Source organism: Microbacterium sp. oral taxon 186 str. F0373 (assembly GCF_000411455.1).
In the GTDB taxonomy this organism is placed as follows: Bacteria; Actinomycetota; Actinomycetes; order Actinomycetales; family Microbacteriaceae; genus Microbacterium.
Genome location: NZ_KE150458.1, coordinates 517,393 through 534,919, shown reverse-complemented (window position 1 = coordinate 534,919; position 17,527 = coordinate 517,393). Strand labels below are relative to the sequence as shown.

The window sequence follows — 17,527 nt, the reverse complement described above, 5'->3', positions numbered from 1 at the left end:
GAGGAGATGCGGTACTTCTCTGACTCCGGCGGCGGAGCGACGGCCCCCGTGATCGACCCCGGGGTGTGGACGGCGATCCTCACCTGGCTGGGCGAGGCCGGCGTGAACCTCCTCACGATCGCGGGCATCATCGTCGGTGCGTTCATCGTCTCGTGGGTGCTGCGCCTGGTCATCCGGAGGATCGTCAACCGGATCGTCTCCGGCGCCAAGAGCAAGGCCAACGTCGATGACACGCAGGCGTTGGAGCGCTCACCGCTCGCCGCCATGCGGCTCGTGCAGCGCACCCGCACGCTCGGGTCGATCCTGCAGAACATCGTCAACGTCGCGATCGTCACCATCGCCATCCTGCTGACCTTCAACGTGCTCGCTCCCAGCGCGCTCGGCTCCTTCGCGCTGCTGTCGGCGGCCATCGGCGCCGGCCTCGGCTTCGGTGCGCAGAACATCGTCAAGGATGTGCTCAACGGCATCTTCATCGTCGCCGAGGATCAGGTCGGCATCGGCGACGTCGTCGATCTGGGTCTGGCCACCGGCATCGTGGAGTACGTCAGCGTCCGCATCACGCACGTCCGGGACGTCAACGGGACACTCTGGTATGTGCGCAACGGCGAGATCACCCGCATCGGCAACATGTCCCAGGGATGGTCTCGTGTGATCATCGACCTCGCTCTGCCGGTCGACGTCGAGATCGATCAGGTCGAGAAGACCATGCTCGCCACGGCGAAGAACCTCGCGAAGGATCCGAAGTGGCGAACCCGCGTGATCGAGCAGCCCGAGGTGTGGGGCCTGGAGTCGATCACCGGGGACGCGCTCGTCATCCGTCTCGTCATGAAGACGCGTGCCAACGCGAAGGACGATGTCGCCCGGGAACTGAGGATGCGTCTGAAGCGGGCGATGGACGACATGGGCGTCACCCTTCCGTCGATGAACACGGTCATGCTGGCCGGCCTCGAGGGCGCCCAGCGCGTGCGCGGCGCCAACCCGCCGCGCACGCGGCCGACACCCGTCGCGACGGCGGACGGCAAGGGCATCTGGAAGCCCAAGCGCGGCGGAAAGGCGGCCCCCGCGCCGACGGCCTCCGGCGGGGCGGATGCCGCGACGTCCCCGGACGGCTCGACGACGACACCGAAGAAGACGGATGAGGAGAGTTCGTGAGCGACGACGCGGAGACGTTCTATGCGCAGGTCGGCGGGCACGAGACCTTCGTGCGGCTCGTGGATGCCTTCTACCGCGGCGTGGCCGCCGATGACGTGCTCAAGCCGATGTATCCCGAGGACGACCTGGGCCCCGCCGCCGAGCGGCTCACCCTCTTCCTCGAGCAGTACTGGGGCGGACCGACGACGTACAGCGAACGACGCGGGCATCCACGTCTGCGCATGCGGCACATGCCCTTCCACGTCAATCCGGACGCGCGGGATCGATGGTTGACGCACATGCGCCGTGCCGTCGACGAGCTTGAGCTGTCTCCGCTGCACGAAGCCACACTCTGGGACTACCTCCAGCGCGCCGCGCATGCCATGGTGAACACATTCGAGCCGAGTGGGATCGGTCCCGAACGGACCCCCACGGCATCCTCGCTACCGCTTCATCCCTCGGATCCGACGACCTGACGCTCCCCCTCGGGCACGGGACCACGACGAAGGAGTCGACGATGGCACAGTCACAGCATCACGAGGCGGACGTGCTCGTGATCGGGTGGGGCCTTGCCGGGCTCGTGGCCGCGACGGAAGCGGCCGCCGCCGGGCGACGCGTGATCATCGTCGACCAGGAACCACGCGCCAACCTCGGCGGCCAGGCGTTCTGGTCGTTCGGCGGCCTGTTCTTCGTCGATTCTCCGGAGCAGCGACGGCTCGGAATCTCCGACTCCCTCGAGCTCGCCCGTCAGGACTGGTTCGCCACGGCGCAGTTCGACCGCGACGATGATCATTGGCCGCGCCAGTGGGCCGAGGCCTACCTCGACTTCGCGAGCGGAGAGAAGCGGGCCTGGTTGAGGGAGAAGGGGGTCGGCTTCTTCCCCGTCGTCGGATGGGCGGAGCGCGGTGGATACAACGCGACGGGCCCGGGAAACTCTGTGCCGCGGTTCCACATCACCTGGGGCACAGGCCCAGGACTGGTCGCGCCGTTCCAGGCGTCCGTGGAGGCCGCGGAAGCGGCCGGGCGCATCACGATCCTCCCCCGCCACCGCGTCACGGCGCTGATGACCCACGCGGGGGGTGTGACGGGCGCGCACGGCGACGTGCTCGCCCCCTCAGCGGCCGCGCGAGGAGAGCAGACGTCGCGGGACGTCGTCGGCTCGTTCGAGATCCTCGCGGCCGCGACGATCGTGTCCTCCGGCGGCATCGGCGGCAACCACGATCTCGTCCGCGCACAGTGGCCGGCGCGATTGGGCACGCCGCCGACGCGGATGATCACGGGCGTCCCCGCGTACGTCGACGGGTCCATGCAGCCCGTCGCGCGGGCGGCCGGGGCGCACCTGATCAACGGGGACCGCATGTGGCACTACGTCGAGGGCATCCAGAACTGGAGTCCGATCTGGCCGAACCACGGCATCCGGATTCTCCCGGGCCCGTCGTCGGTGTGGCTCGAGGCGACGGGTGCGCGCCTCCCGGTGCCGTTGTACCCCGGGTTCGACACGCTCGGCACACTGGCGCACCTGCGGCGCACGGGACATGACCATTCCTGGTTCGTGCTGTCGCAGAAGATCATCGAAAAGGAGTTCACGCTCTCCGGGAGCGAGCAGAATCCCGACCTCACCGGGAAAGACGTGCGTCTGCTGCTGCGTTCGCGACTCGGCAAGGGAGCCGCAGGTCCCGTCAAAGCCTTCATGGACCGGGGAGCCGATTTCGTCGTCCGCAGGTCGTTGGACGAGTTGATCGAGGGCATGCGGGCCCTTCCCGGCGGCGAGGTGCTCGACCCGGAGCTCGTGCGCCGCGAGATCGAGGCGCGCGACCGCGAGATCGCCAACGACTTCACGAAGGATGCGCAGATCGCGATGCTCAGATCCGCACGCGCGTTCCGCGGCGACCGCCTCATCCGCACCGCCGCACCTCACCGGATCCTCGACCCGGCGAACGGACCGCTGATCGCCGTCAAGCTCCACGTCCTCACGCGGAAGTCGCTCGGGGGCATCAAGACAGACCTGTCGGCACGGGTGTTGGACGAACAGGGCTCCGTGATCCCGGGGCTGTTCGCCGCCGGTGAGGCGGCGGGCTTCGGCGGCGGCGGTGTGCACGGCTACCGGGCTCTGGAGGGCACCTTCGTCGGCGGATGCCTCTTCTCCGGTCGCATCGCGGGACGGGCGGCAGCCGGTTAGTGTGCCATCGCCGCGGGGTGGGCAAGATCGCGTTTCAGGCGACGCCCGTCGCCCGAACCTCCGTCAGCCCCGTGTGCACGCGCGTCCGTGTCAGCACGTGCCCGCGTTGCAGAGTGATCCGCGTCCACGGGCCGCTGCGCCGAACCGCAGCCGTCTCGCCACCGGCGATGAAGCCCAGAGCGAAGGCGGCGAACGCCACCCCACGCGGCAGCTGCCCCAGCTCCCCGTCGACCTCCCCCCAGACCTGGGCGCGCACGAGCCGGACCACGTCTTCGCCGGCGGCCTCGGGGACCGCTTCGGCCACGGCCGCGATGCCCCACTGCGCGCGCGAGGCGAGTGTGGCGGCCTCGACGGCGCTCTCCTCCACCCAGCCGCCCCGCGGCGGAGACACTCCCGCCCACGGTGCCGTGACGGCGGAGTCGGGGAGAACAACCGCGCGCGGGTCGTCGCCGATCGTGAGTGACGCGGCATCCACGACGAGATCGCACTCGAGTTCGGGGTCGACGCGCACGAACCGCATCCCCAGCACGGTCGGGGTGGACTCCAGCAGGCTCTGGGGTGCGAGCGGCGCCGACGTCAGCGCGAGTGTCCCCCCTGCGGCACGCAGGCGCACAGCGCCGTCACCGAGTCTCGCAGCGCGGTCGGCGAAAGTGAGGACGTCCGACGTCGTCGAAGGGTCGGGGAACAACAGCTGTGCAGACATCCGACTTAAACTATCAAGCGGTACGGATCACGGACGGAGAGCGTGTGGGAGCAGGGATGCGCGGCGAGACCGATCCGGTCGCCGAAATGCTGGACGTCCTGGATATCTCCTCCGGTGACGCCCGGACGACCGAGGACATCTTCACCGGGATCTCCCACCCGATGCCGACGGGCCGCATCTTCGGGGGCCAGGTGCTGGCCCAGGCCATCATCGCCGCGGACAGGACGACCGGCGACGATCGCGTGCCCCATTCGATGCACGGGTACTTCCTGCGCCCCGGCGACGCGACGCGGGGAGTCACCCTGTCGGTCGATCGCATCCACGACGGCCGCTCCTTCTCCACGCGCCGCACGCAGGTGTACCAGGACGGGGTGCCGATCTTCTCCATGATCGCCTCCTTCGAACACGAGGATGCCGGCCTGGACCACCAGAGCCGCATGCCGGAGGACGTCCTCGGTCCCGAAGAGGCGCTCGCGCGATGGGAGACGACGCGACGGCATCCGCTGTCGCAGCGCCTTCTGGATCGCAACCCGATCGAGGTCGTGCATGCCGAGGGAGCGATCTACGACGCGGTGCATGGCGAGCACGTTCCCGCCCAGAACGTCTGGATGCGCGCGAAGCGGCCTATCGGGAGCGATCCCGCACTGCATCGCGCCGTCTTGGCCTATATGAGCGACCTGACCATCCAGGAGCCGGTGCTGCGCGGTCATGGGATCGCCTGGTCGCAGCCCGGGCTGAAGGTCGCCAGCCTCGATCACGCGATGTGGTGGCACCGGCCCGTGCGCGTCGACGAGTGGCTGCTGTACGTGCAGAACTCGCCCAGCGCGCGCGCAGGCCGCGGGCTCTCGTCGGGTCGGATCTTCACGCGCGAGGGCGAACTCGTCGCTTCGGTCGGGCAGGAGATCATGATCCGCGTGCCCTGATGCCGGGTGAGTCGTTGCGCTGTCAGCGCCGCCGGAACGACACCGGGTCACCGAGGTAGGGAGCCCACGCGTCACGCATCGTGTCGGTGAGTCGCACCGGTCGGAAGGTATCTGCTTCGACGAGCACGACGGATGAGGATGCCTTCGCATACAGCGTCTGACGCTCGTCGCCGCGCGGGCTGTAGACCTCGTAGCAGACCTCGATGCTCGATCCTCCGAGCTTTCCGAACCACATCTGGATGTCGAGCGGCTCGCGCCGGTACGGCACCGGCGCGAGATACTCGATCTCCTGATGAGCGATGAGCGTCAGCACACCGGCATCCGCACCCGCCTCGATCACCGCCGTGTCGGGTGCTTCGTCGCCGAAGACCGGCGTCCAGAACACCCGCACACGCGCTTCTTCGAGCAGCTTCAGCATCGTCGCATTGTTGACGTGGTTGAAGGCGTCGAGGTCGCCCCATCGCAGGTGGATGGGGACGTGCAGTCGCTCAGTCACGGGTGAGCTTGCGGTGGGTCGAGCGGTGCGGGTTGGCCGCGTCCGGGCCGAGGCGCTCGATCTTGTTGGCCTCGTACGCCTCGAAGTTGCCCTCGAACCAGTACCACTTGTCGGGGTGCTCGTCGGTGCCCTCGTAGGCGAGGATGTGGGTCGCGATGCGGTCGAGGAACCACCGGTCGTGGGTGATCACCACCGCGCAGCCCGGGAACTCCAGGAGGGCGTTCTCGAGCGAGCTCAGCGTCTCGACATCGAGGTCGTTGGTGGGCTCGTCGAGCAGGAGCAGGTTGCCGCCCTCCTTCAGGGTGAGCGCCAGGTTGAGACGGTTGCGCTCACCGCCGGAGAGCACCCCTGCCTTCTTCTGCTGGTCCGGACCCTTGAAGCCGAACTTCGACACATAGGCACGCGAGGGGATCTCGGTCTTGCCGACCGTGATGATGTCGAGACCGTCCGAGACGACCTCCCACAGCGTCTTGTTCGGGTCGATGTTGGCGCGGCTCTGGTCGACGTAGCTGATCTTCACCGTCTCACCGACCTTGAGATCGCCGCCGTCGAGCGGCTCGAGGCCCACGATCGTCTTGAACAGCGTCGTCTTTCCGACGCCGTTGGGGCCGATGACACCGACAATGCCGTTCGGGGGCAGGCTGAAGCTCAGCCCGTCGATGAGGGAGCGATCGCCGAAGCCCTTCCGGAGCTTCTTGGCTTCGATGACGACGCTGCCCAAGCGCGGACCTGCCGGGATCTGGATCTCTTCGAAATCGAGCTTGCGCGTACGCTCCGCCTCGGAGGCCATCTCTTCGTATCGGGCGAGACGAGCCTTCGACTTCGTCTGACGCCCCTTCGCCGAGGAACGGACCCAGTCGAGCTCGTCCTTGAGGCGCTTGGCGAGCTTCGCGTCCTTCTTGCCCTGGATGTCGAGGCGCTCGGCCTTCTTCTCCAGATAGGTCGAATAGTTGCCCTCGTAACCGATGAGCCGGCCGCGGTCGACCTCGGCGATCCACTCCGCGACATTGTCGAGGAAGTACCGATCGTGCGTGATCGCGATGACCGCGCCCTTGTACGACTGGAGGTGCTGTTCGAGCCAGAGAACGCTCTCTGCGTCCAGGTGGTTGGTGGGTTCGTCCAGCAGCAGCAGGTCGGGCTTCTGCAGCAGCAGCTTGGCGAGCGCGACACGACGACGCTCGCCACCGGAGAGCTTGGTGACGGGCTCGTCCGCGGGCGGGGTGCGCAGCGCATCCATGGCCTGCTCGAGCTGTGAGTCAAGGTCCCATCCGTCGGCCGCGTCGATCTCCTCCTGCAGCACGCCCATCTCGGCCAGCAGGGAATCGAAATCGGCGTCCGGGTCGGCCATCAGCGCCGAGATCTCGTTGAAGCGGTCGACCTTGGCCTTGATCGCCACGCCCTCCTGGATGTTCTCCAGGACCGTCTTGGTCTCGTCGAGCTCGGGCTCCTGCATCAGGATGCCGACAGTGAAGCCCGGCGTCAGCTTGGCCTCACCGTTGGACGGCGCGTCCAGACCGGCCATGATCTTCAGGATCGTCGACTTGCCGGCACCGTTGGGGCCGACCATGCCGATCTTGGCGCCGGGGAGGAACGCCATCGTGACGTCGTCGAGGATGAGCTTCTCGCCCACCGCTTTGCGGGCACGGACCATGGAGTAGATGTATTCGGCCATAACGGGCCAAGTCTACGCGGCCGTGGTGACCTCCACGGCGTGCGGGCGGCTCTCGCGCTCCCCCGCGGCGGTCGGCCGCGCGGGCAGGCCTGTCACCAGTCGATGGGGCGGGTCTGTCCGATGAGACACGTGCCCTCCGGCACGAGCGGAAGAACACGTGTCTGCGGGCCGGGCACCGACGGGCCGACCTGTCCCACCAGGCACTCACCCTTCCACTTCACCGAGAACTGGATCGAGTCGGCCTGATTGCCGACCGTCGTCAGATCCTGCGTGACCTCCATGGCGGACTTGTCGAACCCGCCGGCGGTGAGGGCGTCGATGTACGCCCGTCCCTGCGTCGCCTGCGGCCCCGCCGCCACGGCGTTCACGATCGATGCGAAGTAGGGCAGGTTCTGCGTCGCAGACCCGTTCGTCTGCAGTGCCGGCCCCGTCGGAGTCGGTGTGGGCGTCGCTGTGGGCGTGTTGGACACCGACGTCGTCGGCGTGGGCGCGGGAGTCGCGCCGGTGCAGCCGCTGAGCAGGAGCGCGACACCGACGCATGCAGCGATGGGGAGAGGGACCGCACGCTGGCCGACGTTTCGCACGACACGAGTCTAAGCGGCGTCAGAACGGGGTCGTGTCCTCGCGATCCCGGTCCCCTCCGCCCACGCCCACGAGCACGGCCTCCGCCGGCTGCTCGGACTCGGCGTCGCTCTCCGCCCCCCGTGCCGGGCTGGAGTGCGTATCGCCGGGCACAGCCCACCCGGCGTCATCCGCGGCAGGAGGAGGCGTGGCGGACGACGGCCCCTTGTGGAATGTCGTGGTCCCGAACATGAGGTCGTGGCCGAGTCCCTCGGCGTCGATCTCGGCCGACGACCCGCTCTTGCCGCCCGACTCCCACTGCTTCACGCGGAAGCGACCGGTGACGATGACGCGCTGCCCCTTCTGCAGTGACGCCAAGGCATGATCGGCCAGTTTCCGGTACGCCGAGACCCAGTACCAGTTGGTGTGGCTGTCGACCCACTGGCCGTTCTCCAGCCGACGTTCGCTGCTCGCGAGTCGGAAGCTGATTGCGGGGATCCCGCCCGGCAACTCCCGACGCTCGGGCTGGGACGCGACGTTGCCGATCACGGTGATGCGATCGCTCATGATGATTCTCCTTCGCTCGATGCCCGGCCGATCCGGGCGACGCTGCGGCGCTGGCGTGCCTGCGTGCGCTGCAGCACCCCCAGCGTCCGACCCGAGGGCGCTCGTCGACGCACGGGAAGACCGGATTGTGGAGACGGTCCCGAGGAAGAGCGGTGGGGAGGAGGTGGCGACCGCTCGTCGCGGAGCGCCGCGCGCCGACAATGTCGGATGTCGAACGTATCTTCGATCACATTAACGGTGAGGGGTGGCGAGATGACCAGTACAGCGAGCGTCCTGCCTCGTTCGGCGCGCGGGTGCTCATTACGCGCGGTGTCCGATCGGCGGTGGCGGGTGATCGACAGACGCGGCGTCGTGATCGGGCATGTGCGACGCGAGCAGTCGACGCAGGGCGTGCGCTTTCACGCGGAGCGCTTCGAGTTCGCCCGAGCCAGAATGCGCGAGTTGGGCTCGTTCTGCAGACTCGACGAGGCGGTCGAGTGCCTCGCGTATCTGCGCTGACGACCGCGCTGTACTCGTCAGATCACGGCGTCGAGGATCTCGCCACCGTTCACGGGCGCGGCGGCTCGTACCGAGGGCCAGGCGTCGGCGAGGGTGTCGACGGCACGTCGCAGCTCGTCCGGAGGCGCGGTGAACGGCAGGCGCAGATGCCGGTCGTGCGGTCCGTCGACCCCGAACCTCGACCCCGAAGACAGGTAGACGCCGTGGGCGCGCGCCGCAAGCACCAGCCCTGTGCTCAGCGGTGCGTCAAGCTCCACCCAGAGAGCCACGCCCCCGTCAACCCGCGGAGTCTTCCACTCCGGCAGGCGGCGCGAGAGTGCGTCGAGGAGGGCATCGCGGCCCGATCTCAGCAGCAGCGAGCGTTGCGCGAGAATCTCTGGAAGGTGGGCGAAAAGGCGCGTGGCCACGGCCTGTTCGAAATCGGGCGTGCCGAGTTCGCGCGCGGGCCGCGCCGCGACGATGCGCTGCACGAGGTCGACGTCGGCGCGGATCCAGCCCACTCGCAGCCCGCCCCAGACGATCTTGCCGAGAGAGCCCACGCGCACGACCGCGTCGTGGCGGAATGCCGGTGGATCGGCGGGGCCGTCGATGGCCAGATCCGCGGTCGTCTCGTCGATGACGAGGGTGGAGCGTGAGCCGCGCGCGGCGTGTGCGAAAGCCGCCTCTTCGGCAGCCGTCATCGAGCGTCCCGTCGGATTCTGAAAACGCGGCATCAGATACGCCATGCGCGGCTGTGTGCGTGCGAAGACCTGAGCCGTGCGATCGAGGTCCCATCCCCCGTGTGTCGTGACGGGCACGGCCACCAGTCGCGCGCCGGCGGCCCGGATCGCCTCTGCCGCGTGCGGATAGGTCGGCGTCTCGATGACGACGCGGTCCCCACGGACGACGAGAACGGTGGAGAGCAGGTGGATCGCCGATTGCGCACCCGTCGTCACGACGATCTGGTCGGGGGTCGTCGGGACTCCGCGCGCGCTGTAACGCTCAGCAATGGCTTGGCGGAGCTCGATTGCGCCGCGGACGTCATAGCCTGAGCGAGCAACGATGCGCGCGGCGTCCGCCGCGGCATCAGCGAAGACGCCGGCAAGCCCCGGCCACGCTGCCGGACTGGCCTGCTGGAGATCGATTGCGCCGGTCGTCGCCGCCACGCCGCCGATATCGCGACCCGGCCGAGCCGTCGTCACGCTTCCCGACCCGCGCAGGCTCGCGATGTGACCGGTGTTACGCAGGCTGCGATAGGCGGCCGCCACCGTTGTTCGGCTCACCGACAGTGCCGCGGCGAGTTCTCGCTCGGCGGGCAGGGCGGTGTGCGCGGCGATGCGGTTATCCAGGCACAGGATGCGGATGCTGTCGGCGAGGGCTTCATACGCCGGCTCCCTCGTGCGCCACCCGCCCAGCATCCCGGCGAACGCCCGCGCGCCGATCCTCGAGTCCATGACGGCCACTCTATCCGAATTGGACTGCTGAAGAGTGTCCAATTATGAGATTGGATTGTCGCATGACAGCACGTCTTTCTCGCCTGCTCATCGGGCTCGTTCTCTACGGTGTCGGCTGCGGCATCATGGTGCAGGCGCACATCGGCGTGGATCCGTGGACGGTCTTCGCGCAGGGGCTGTCGGTGCAGACCGGTGTAGGCATCGGATGGATCACGAACCTCGTCGGTCTGCTGGTGCTGCTGCTGTGGATCCCGCTCCGGCAACGTCCGGGTATCGGCACCGTTGCGAACATCCTCGTCGTCGGCACCAGCATGCAGCTGACGATCTCGGTCCTGCCCGAGGCGGGGGGCCTCGGCGCTCAGGTGGCGGTATTCCTCGGGGGTATGGCCCTGGTCGCGCTGGCGTCCGGCGTGTACATCGGAGCTCGTCTGGGACCGGGCCCTCGCGACGGCCTCATGACCGGGATGAACTCCCGGCTGGGATGGCCCCTCTGGGTCTGCCGACTCACGATCGAGGCGACGGTTCTGCTGGTGGGGTGGCTCCTCGGCGGCACCGTGGGGCTCGGCACGGTGCTGTTCGCCGCCGGCATCGGCCCGCTGGTGCACATCGCACTGCGGCTGCTGGACGCCCGGCGCGGCGACACGCAGGTCGCCGTTCGGACTCCCGCCACGACGGAGATCACCGCAGCGAACGCCCGGGCAGTGGGCTGAAGCGATCACTCACAGCCCGACCCCCCCGTGCCCGTTGCTCAGTGCTCGCGGAACTGTGGCCAGTCGGAGCCGGGAGCAAGGTGGCTGTGGAGGGCGTTCTTCGCGACCTCCATCGACGGATACGTGCCGACGCTCGCAGCGGCGCCGGCGACGGTGGACGTGTAGCCGTCCTCGCTCTTTCGCACCGTACCGACGACATTGCCCTCCGTGCCGTATGCGACCCACAGTGTGGATGATGCCGAGGTCATGGCGACTCCTCTCGTCACCGCCGACGGTACGCGCTTGCGGGAGAACATTCGAGGGGTCGCCCGTGCCGTCAGCCGACGACCGATATGCCGAAGCCGGCCACGACCTCGCGTAGCTCTGTGAGGTAACGCTGAGCTTGGTCGGTCAGGGGCACCGCCGTACGCCCGATCCACCCGATCTCGATGTGCTCGTCGACGTCGAGGGGTACGGCGACGATCTCGGGATCGAGGTCGTCGCTGATGATGCCCGTCGAAATCGTGTACCCGTTCAAGCCGATCATCAGATTGAAGATCGTGGCGCGGTCGGACACGCGGATCTCCCGAGAGCTCGACAGTGTCGACAGGATCTCTTCGGCGAAGTAGAACGAGTTGTTCGCCCCCTGGTCGAAGGTGAGCCGCGGCAACGACGCGAGGTCGTCGAGACTCACGCTCTGCTGCCGTGAGAGCGGATTGCGGCGCGCGACGAAGACGTGTGGCGTGGCGACGAAGAGCGGGTGAAACGCCAGTCCCGAGTCGCGCAGGAGCTTTCCGATGACGTTGCGGTTGAACTCGTTGCGAAACAGGATGCCGAGTTCGCTGCGCAGCGTGCGAACGTCCTCGATGATGTCGAAGGTGCGCGTCTCGCGCAGCGAGAACTCGTACTGGGCCGCGTCCGTCGCTGTGACCATCCGGACGAAGGCGTCGACCGCGAAGGAGTAGTGCTGGGTGGACACGCCCAGCAGGCGTCGGGAGGGCGGCGTGCCCAGGTAGCGCTGTTCGAGCAGGGCCGCCTGCTCGACCACCTGCCGGGCGTAGCCGAGGAACTCGATGCCGTCGGGGGTCAAGGTCACACCGCGAGCAGAGCGCAGCAGGAGATCGCGGCCGATCTTCCTTTCGAGGTCTCGCATCGCGGCGGACATGGTCGGCTGGGAAACGAACAGCAGGTCGGCCGCGGCGCTGATCGATCCCTCCGCGGCGACCTCGATGAAGTACTGCAGGTGCTGCAGGGTGATTCCGATCGATGATCGTGACATAGCAGCAGGCTATGTCCCCGCATAGCTTGGATGCATTACCCGATGACCCGCGTCGTCACGCATGCTCGGAGCAGCATCATTCGTGGCCGTCCCCGGCCCCTGTCCAGGATTGGCCTTCGCATGGCGAACGACATCGCTTTCAGCATCACGACGACCCGCTTCGACGAAGACTACGCACCGGCTGCCCATTCGCGTGTCACGACGAACTTCGCAAATCTCGCGCGTGGCGCCGGACGGCGACAGAACCTTCGCAACGCGCTCTCGATGATCGACCGCCGGTTCAACGAACTCGCCGTTCCCGATGACCCGAGTGCGGCGACCTACAGCGTCGAACTCGACATCGTCACCGTGCAGCTCCAGTTCGACGACACGGCCGGCGGCGAACGCTTCCCCATCATCGAGGTTCTCGACGTCGGCATCCTCGATCGTCGCACGGGTGAACGCCACCGCGGCATCGTCGGCAACAACTTCTCCTCGTATCTGCGCGACTACGACTTCAGCGTCGTGCTCCCCGCGGCGACGGCCGCTGCCGGCACGTTCACTGTTCCGGAGGACTTCGGTCTCCTGCACGGCCAGCTCTTCCAGCGCTTTGTGTCATCGGATGCCTATCGGCAGCGCTTCGTGGGATCTCCGGTGATCTGCATCAGTGTGTCGACGAGCCGAACCTACCGCCGCACGGGCCTCGTGCATCCGGCGCTGGGTGCCGAGTACCAGCAGGACGACTTCTCGCTGACCGACGAATACTTCGCCCGGATGGGCTTGGAGGTGCGCTACTTCATGCCGCGCGGCGCCGTGGCGCCGTTGGCGTTCTACTTCCGCGGCGACCTGCTCAACGATTTCTCCGACCTGCAGCTGATCGGGACGATCGCCACGATGGAGACGTTCCAGAAGATCTATCGTCCCGAGGTGTACAACGCCGTCCGCGCCGCCGGAGAGGTGTATCGCCCCACTCTCGACCAGGTCGACTTCGTCCGCACGGACATCGACTACGACCGTGAGGAGCGCAGTCAGCTCGCCGTGTCCCAGGGCCGCTACGCCGAGGAGTACTTCGTGAAGCCGCACCGGCAGACGCTGGAGCGGTGGATCGCCGACGTCGCGGAGCCCGTCGCATGAACGGCGACGGCACCGCTTCTCGCCCGCCGCTGCTGCCGGTCACCTCGGTGGGGAGCCTCCCCAAGCCGGCGTGGCTCGCCCAGCCCGAAGTGCTGTGGTCGCCCTGGCAGCTACCGGAAGGCGTGCTCGCCGACGGCAAACGCGATGCTCTGCGCGCCGTCGTGCACGAGCAGGAGCGGCGCGGCGTGGACATCGTCACCGACGGCGAGCAGACACGTCAGCACTTCGTCACGACCTTCATCGAGCACCTCGACGGCGTCGACTTCGACAGACGAGAAACCGTGCGCATTCGCAACCGATACGACGCGAGCGTGCCGACGGTGGTCGGCGCGGTCAGCCGCCGGGCGTCGGTGTTCGTCGAGGATGCCGCGTTCTTGCGTGGGCAGACCGATCGCCCCATCAAGTGGGCTCTGCCGGGACCGATGACCATGATCGATACGCTGTCGGATCGGCACTACGGCAGTCGCGAGAAACTCGCGTGGGAGTTCGCGACGATCCTCAACCAGGAAGCGCGCGAGCTCGAAGCCGCCGGAGTCGACATCATCCAGTTCGACGAGCCCGCCTTCAACGTCTTCTTCGACGAGTTGAAGGACTGGGGAATCGCTGCGCTCGAACGCGCCGCGGAAGGTCTGCGCGCCGAGACCGCGGTGCACATCTGCTACGGCTACGGCATCAAGGCGAACACCGATTGGAAGGCGTCGCTGGGATCCGAGTGGCGTCAGTACGAGGAGTCCTTTCCGCTGCTGCAGCGCTCGAGCATCGACATCGTCTCGCTGGAGAGTCAGCACTCGAACGTGCCGATCGAGCTCATCGAACTGATCCGAGGCAAGAAGGTCATGCTCGGTGCCCTCGATGTCGCCAGCGCGCGCATCGAGACGCCGGAGGAGGTCGCCCAGGTCCTGCGGCGGGCGCTCCCGTTCGTCGATGCCGACAAGCTGATCCCCAGCTCCAACTGCGGTATGGCTCCGCTGCCCCGCGATGTCGCCTTCGCCAAGCTCAGTGCGCTGTCGGCCGGCGCTCACCTCGTGCGCGACGAGGTGGGAGGGGCTCAGGCCTGACGGCGTGCACGCTTCGGTGCCCCCGGCAGGATTCGAACCTGCGACCAACGGATTAGAAGGCCGTCGCTCTTCCACTGAGCTACGGAGGCGCTCCCCCAGCGTACTGTGGTCCTCCGCCTGCCGCTCATCGTGACGCGTCGCCGCCGAGGTCGCCGCCCCTCATTAGGATGAACGCATGGTGAATGCCGCGGAGAACGACCGCCTCGTCTGGATCGATTGCGAGATGACCGGACTGGATCTGGAGGTCGACGAACTCGTGGAGATCGCGATCGTGGTCACCGACTTCGAGCTCAACGTCCTCGATCCCGGCTTCCAGGTGGTGATCAAGCCCGATGCCTCGGCGCTGGCGAACATGAACGACTTCGTCACGCGCATGCACGAGAGCTCGGGACTGCTTGCGGAGATCCCGGGCGGCATCAGCCTCGCCGAGGCTGAGTTCGAGGCCCTCGAGTACATCCAGCGGTTCGCTCCCGAGGGCAAGGCGCCGCTGGCCGGAAACACCATCGGCACCGACCGGATGTTCCTGGCGAAGTACATGCCGCGTGTCGATCGATGGCTGCACTATCGGAGCGTCGACGTCTCGAGCATCAAGGAGCTGTCGCGTCGTTGGTACCCGCGCGCGTACTTCAACGCGCCGGCGAAGGACGGCGGCCACCGCGCTCTGGCCGACATCCTCGAGTCGATTCGCGAGCTGGCGTACTACCGTCAGGCCGTCTTCGTCCCCGAGCCAGGCCCCTCGAGCGACCAGGCACGCGACGCGGCGGCCGCCGTCGTGTCGTCGTATGCCTCCGGTGTGTAATACAATCGTCTGGTTGCCTGGAAGCAGGCGCATGGTGGCTATAGCTCAGTTGGTAGAGCACCGCGTTGTGGTCGCGGGGGTCGCGGGTTCAAGCCCCGTTAGCCACCCACAGACGGGTCAGGTGTGAACTTTCGACCAAGGGACCACCCTTGGAGGAAGTTCGCACCTGGCCCTATTTCTTTGCCTCGGCGGCCCACCAGGGAAAAGCATGGCGAGGGCCACACTTGCTCGGCGTGCTTACCGAGGCACGGAGACGCCCGCCGGAATCTCTAAGCGAGCGAGAGGAAGAGCTTCTCCAGCTCGTCGATGCGCTCGCCGTCGCCCGGCTCCTCGGCTAGGCACTCCTTCAGGGCACCGGCGACCACCAGGAAGCCAGCCCGGTCGACGGCCTTCGACACTGCGGAGAGCTGCTGCACGACGTCGCGGCAGTGGGCCTCGTCCTCGACCGCAGCGATGACGGCTGCCAGCTGGCCGTGCGCGCGCCGCAGCCGATTCACGATCTTGCGCTTCGCCTCCGGGTCGTGCGCCGCGACGATGTCTGGGCTGATGCTCATCGGATTCCTCCTGGGTTGACATCCACCATACTCCCCAGGGTATAGTTTGGATACCCCCCGGGGTATTCAACCTTCATCGACACCGCCAGGAGGGCGAGATGTGCAGAGCCGCGAAGTGCAACATCTGCGGGAAGACGACCTGGGCTGGCTGCGGCCAGCACGTGAACGACGTGCGCCGCACGGTCCCGGCATCCGACTGGTGCCCCGGCCGGCACACGCAGCGCGACATCGATGAGGCGAAGGCCTCGCGACCCGGCTTCCTCGCGCGCCTGTTCGGCCGCTGATCCACTGACGAGAGGACATCACCATGTGCGCACGCATCACCTGCGACCGCTGCGGCAAGCCGAGCTGGGCCGGATGCGGCCAGCACGTCGAGGAGGCCCTCGGGGGCGTCCCGGCGGCCGACCGCTGCCACTGCTGACGACTACAACGACGACGACGACGAACAAGGAGAGCATCATGCTGCTGGAGCGCATCTACGACGAGGACCTCGCACAGGCGAGTTACGTCATCGGTTGCCAGGCGACCGGCGAGGCGATCGTGATCGACCCCCGCCGCGACGTCGACGAGTACATGCGACTGGCCGACAAGCACGGCCTGCGCATCGCGCACGTCACCGAGACCCATATCCACGCCGACTACCTCTCAGGCACCCGCGAGTTCGCGGCGCGCACCGGTGCCCGCATGCACGTCTCCGACGAGGGCGGACCCGGCTGGACCTACGGCACCGGCTTCGACGACGCCGACCGGATGCACGACGGCGACGAGATCGTCGTCGGCAACGTGACGCTGCGAGCGGTGCACACCCCCGGCCACACGCCCGAACACCTGTCGTTCCTCGTGACCGACGGCGCGCAGGCCCAGGAGCCGGGCTTCATGCTCACCGGCGACTTCGTGTTCGTCGGCGACGTCGGCCGACCGGACCTGCTCGACGAGGCGGCCGGCGGCGTCGACACCCGCTTCGAGGGCGCTCACCAACTCTTCGCGAGCCTGCGCGACCGCTTCCTGACACTGCCCGACTACGTCCAGGTGCTGCCAGCGCACGGTGCCGGCAGCGCGTGCGGCAAGTCGCTCGGCGCGATCGCGGCGACGACCGTCGGCTACGAGCGCGCCTTCTCGTGGTGGGCTCCCTACCTCGCCGCCGACGACGAGCAAGGCTTCGTCGACGAGCTACTCTCCGGCCAGCCCGACGCCCACGCGTACTTCGCCCGAATGAAGTCCCAGAACCGCACCGGCCCCGCGGTGCTCCACCCCCGCGCACCGCTCCCCGAGCGGTCCACTGCGGAGGTGCAGCACCTCCTGGAGCGCGACCTCGCGATCCTGGTGGACACTCGGGACCGCCGGCAGGTGCACGACGGCACCGTGGTCGGTTCCCTCAACATCCCGGGCGCAGCGAAGGCCGCGACCTACGGGGCGTGGGTCTACGATCCGGAGGCGGAGCACCGGCCGCTCGTTCTCCTCGCGGACGACCGCGAGGAGGCGGAGCGGATGCGCGACCACCTCGTGCGGGTCGGCATCGACGCCGTCGACGGTTTCATCCGCTCCCTCGACGGGCTCGAGCTGGTGCAGCCCCGACTGCTGCAGCCGGAGGAGCTCGACGGCCTCGCCGACGTGAACCTGGTCGACGTGCGCGGCAGCTCCGAGCACGCCGACGGGCACATCCCCGGCTCCGCGCACCTCAGCGGCGGCCGCGCGCTGTGGCACCTCGACGAGTTGCCCGCGGACGGCACCGTCGTGACGTACTGCCAGAGCGGCGTGCGCAACAGCGTCGTCGCCAGCGCACTGCGCCGGGCCGGCGTCGACGTCGTCGAGCTCGACGGCTCCTACCTCGGGTGGCTCCAGACAACCGGGCGCGAGCCGGCGACCAGCTGA

20 protein-coding genes and 2 tRNA genes are annotated in these 17,527 nt (G+C 67.9%); 12 read left to right on the top strand and 10 right to left on the bottom strand.

The genetic code is table 11. The features are described 5' to 3' along the window. Window positions 1-6: 6 nt before the first annotated feature. From HMPREF1529_RS12680 to HMPREF1529_RS12670, 3 genes are read left to right on the top strand one after another with little or no spacing between them, the layout of a single operon-like run. The gene (locus HMPREF1529_RS12680; protein ID WP_005050312.1) at window positions 7-1,152 is read left to right on the top strand and encodes a mechanosensitive ion channel family protein; all 1,146 of its coding nucleotides are present in this window, start codon (window positions 7-9) and stop codon (window positions 1,150-1,152) included. After that, window positions 1,149-1,607, top strand: a complete 459-nt coding sequence (locus HMPREF1529_RS12675; RefSeq protein ID WP_005050311.1) for a globin — start codon at window positions 1,149-1,151, stop codon at window positions 1,605-1,607. Before HMPREF1529_RS12680 ends, HMPREF1529_RS12675 begins: the two co-directional genes overlap by 4 nt. A gap of 41 nt (window positions 1,608-1,648) precedes the next feature. Beyond that, window positions 1,649-3,310 (top strand): FAD-binding dehydrogenase, encoded by a 1,662-nt coding sequence (locus HMPREF1529_RS12670; RefSeq protein WP_016465095.1) that lies wholly within the window; start codon window positions 1,649-1,651, stop codon window positions 3,308-3,310. 34 nt (window positions 3,311-3,344) lie between these two features. Here HMPREF1529_RS12670 and HMPREF1529_RS12665 read toward each other — a convergent pair whose 3' ends face one another. After that, on the bottom strand, window positions 3,345-4,013 hold the full coding sequence (locus tag HMPREF1529_RS12665) for a hypothetical protein (RefSeq protein WP_016465094.1): 669 nt from the start codon (window positions 4,011-4,013) through the stop codon (window positions 3,345-3,347). 56 nt (window positions 4,014-4,069) lie between these two features. On the opposite strand from HMPREF1529_RS12665, the gene HMPREF1529_RS12660 reads away from it, so the two are divergent. Further along, entirely contained in the window at window positions 4,070-4,936 is an 867-nt protein-coding gene (locus HMPREF1529_RS12660; RefSeq protein WP_016465093.1) for an acyl-CoA thioesterase, read from the top strand. Between the two features lie 22 nt (window positions 4,937-4,958). On the opposite strand, the gene HMPREF1529_RS12655 is transcribed toward HMPREF1529_RS12660, so the two are convergent. From HMPREF1529_RS12655 to HMPREF1529_RS12640, 4 genes are all read right to left on the bottom strand, one after another. Beyond that, window positions 4,959-5,432, bottom strand: coding sequence for an acyl-CoA thioesterase (locus HMPREF1529_RS12655; protein WP_016465092.1), 474 nt, complete (start codon window positions 5,430-5,432; stop codon window positions 4,959-4,961). After that, on the bottom strand, window positions 5,425-7,104 hold the full coding sequence (ettA, locus tag HMPREF1529_RS12650) for an energy-dependent translational throttle protein EttA (RefSeq protein ID WP_016465091.1): 1,680 nt from the start codon (window positions 7,102-7,104) through the stop codon (window positions 5,425-5,427). Before ettA ends, HMPREF1529_RS12655 begins: the two co-directional genes overlap by 8 nt. Before the next feature lie 92 nt (window positions 7,105-7,196). Next, on the bottom strand, window positions 7,197-7,688 hold the full coding sequence (locus tag HMPREF1529_RS12645) for a DUF6993 domain-containing protein (RefSeq protein ID WP_016465090.1): 492 nt from the start codon (window positions 7,686-7,688) through the stop codon (window positions 7,197-7,199). A gap of 19 nt (window positions 7,689-7,707) precedes the next feature. After that, window positions 7,708-8,232, bottom strand: a complete 525-nt coding sequence (locus HMPREF1529_RS12640) for a single-stranded DNA-binding protein (RefSeq protein WP_005050301.1) — start codon at window positions 8,230-8,232, stop codon at window positions 7,708-7,710. A gap of 330 nt (window positions 8,233-8,562) precedes the next feature. On the opposite strand from HMPREF1529_RS12640, the gene HMPREF1529_RS12635 reads away from it, so the two are divergent. After that, the gene (locus HMPREF1529_RS12635; RefSeq protein WP_232212131.1) at window positions 8,563-8,730 is read left to right on the top strand and encodes a hypothetical protein; all 168 of its coding nucleotides are present in this window, start codon (window positions 8,563-8,565) and stop codon (window positions 8,728-8,730) included. A 17-nt stretch (window positions 8,731-8,747) separates the two neighbouring features. Here HMPREF1529_RS12635 and yczR read toward each other — a convergent pair whose 3' ends face one another. Next, a complete protein-coding gene (gene yczR / locus HMPREF1529_RS12630; RefSeq protein WP_005050298.1) occupies window positions 8,748-10,163 on the bottom strand; it encodes a MocR-like transcription factor YczR in 1,416 nt (471 codons plus the stop codon). Window positions 10,164-10,225: 62 nt separating this feature from the next. On the opposite strand from yczR, the gene yczE reads away from it, so the two are divergent. Then, a complete protein-coding gene (gene yczE, locus HMPREF1529_RS12625; RefSeq protein WP_005050296.1) occupies window positions 10,226-10,873 on the top strand; it encodes a membrane protein YczE in 648 nt (215 codons plus the stop codon). Between the two features lie 38 nt (window positions 10,874-10,911). On the opposite strand, the gene HMPREF1529_RS12620 is transcribed toward yczE, so the two are convergent. Both HMPREF1529_RS12620 and HMPREF1529_RS12615 read right to left on the bottom strand, forming a co-directional pair. Beyond that, window positions 10,912-11,121, bottom strand: coding sequence for a hypothetical protein (locus HMPREF1529_RS12620; protein WP_005050294.1), 210 nt, complete (start codon window positions 11,119-11,121; stop codon window positions 10,912-10,914). Between the two features lie 68 nt (window positions 11,122-11,189). After that, window positions 11,190-12,131, bottom strand: a complete 942-nt coding sequence (locus HMPREF1529_RS12615; protein ID WP_005050293.1) for a LysR family transcriptional regulator — start codon at window positions 12,129-12,131, stop codon at window positions 11,190-11,192. A gap of 120 nt (window positions 12,132-12,251) precedes the next feature. On the opposite strand from HMPREF1529_RS12615, the gene HMPREF1529_RS12610 reads away from it, so the two are divergent. Together HMPREF1529_RS12610 and HMPREF1529_RS12605 are read left to right on the top strand one after the other, a co-directional pair. Beyond that, on the top strand, window positions 12,252-13,244 hold the full coding sequence (locus HMPREF1529_RS12610; RefSeq protein ID WP_005050292.1) for a putative oxygenase MesX: 993 nt from the start codon (window positions 12,252-12,254) through the stop codon (window positions 13,242-13,244). After that, window positions 13,241-14,302 (top strand): methionine synthase, encoded by a 1,062-nt coding sequence (locus tag HMPREF1529_RS12605; RefSeq protein WP_005050290.1) that lies wholly within the window; start codon window positions 13,241-13,243, stop codon window positions 14,300-14,302. Before HMPREF1529_RS12610 ends, HMPREF1529_RS12605 begins: the two co-directional genes overlap by 4 nt. 17 nt (window positions 14,303-14,319) lie before the next feature. Here the strand turns inward: HMPREF1529_RS12605 and HMPREF1529_RS12600 are convergent. Continuing rightward, a tRNA-Arg gene (locus tag HMPREF1529_RS12600) sits at window positions 14,320-14,391 on the bottom strand. A gap of 86 nt (window positions 14,392-14,477) precedes the next feature. Here HMPREF1529_RS12600 and orn point away from each other — a divergent pair. Then, window positions 14,478-15,101, top strand: coding sequence for an oligoribonuclease (gene orn / locus HMPREF1529_RS12595; protein WP_005050289.1), 624 nt, complete (start codon window positions 14,478-14,480; stop codon window positions 15,099-15,101). A 34-nt stretch (window positions 15,102-15,135) separates the two neighbouring features. After that, window positions 15,136-15,208, top strand: a tRNA-His gene (locus HMPREF1529_RS12590). 162 nt (window positions 15,209-15,370) lie between these two features. On the opposite strand, the gene HMPREF1529_RS12585 is transcribed toward HMPREF1529_RS12590, so the two are convergent. Beyond that, window positions 15,371-15,655: a metal-sensitive transcriptional regulator gene (locus HMPREF1529_RS12585; RefSeq protein WP_016465089.1), complete on the bottom strand. Its 285-nt coding sequence runs from the start codon at window positions 15,653-15,655 to the stop codon at window positions 15,371-15,373. A gap of 98 nt (window positions 15,656-15,753) precedes the next feature. Here HMPREF1529_RS12585 and HMPREF1529_RS12580 point away from each other — a divergent pair, with 98 nt between their 5' ends. Both HMPREF1529_RS12580 and HMPREF1529_RS12575 read left to right on the top strand, forming a co-directional pair. Beyond that, entirely contained in the window at window positions 15,754-15,939 is a 186-nt protein-coding gene (locus HMPREF1529_RS12580) for a hypothetical protein (RefSeq protein WP_016465088.1), read from the top strand. A gap of 175 nt (window positions 15,940-16,114) precedes the next feature. Then, entirely contained in the window at window positions 16,115-17,527 is a 1,413-nt protein-coding gene (locus HMPREF1529_RS12575; protein WP_016465087.1) for an MBL fold metallo-hydrolase, read from the top strand.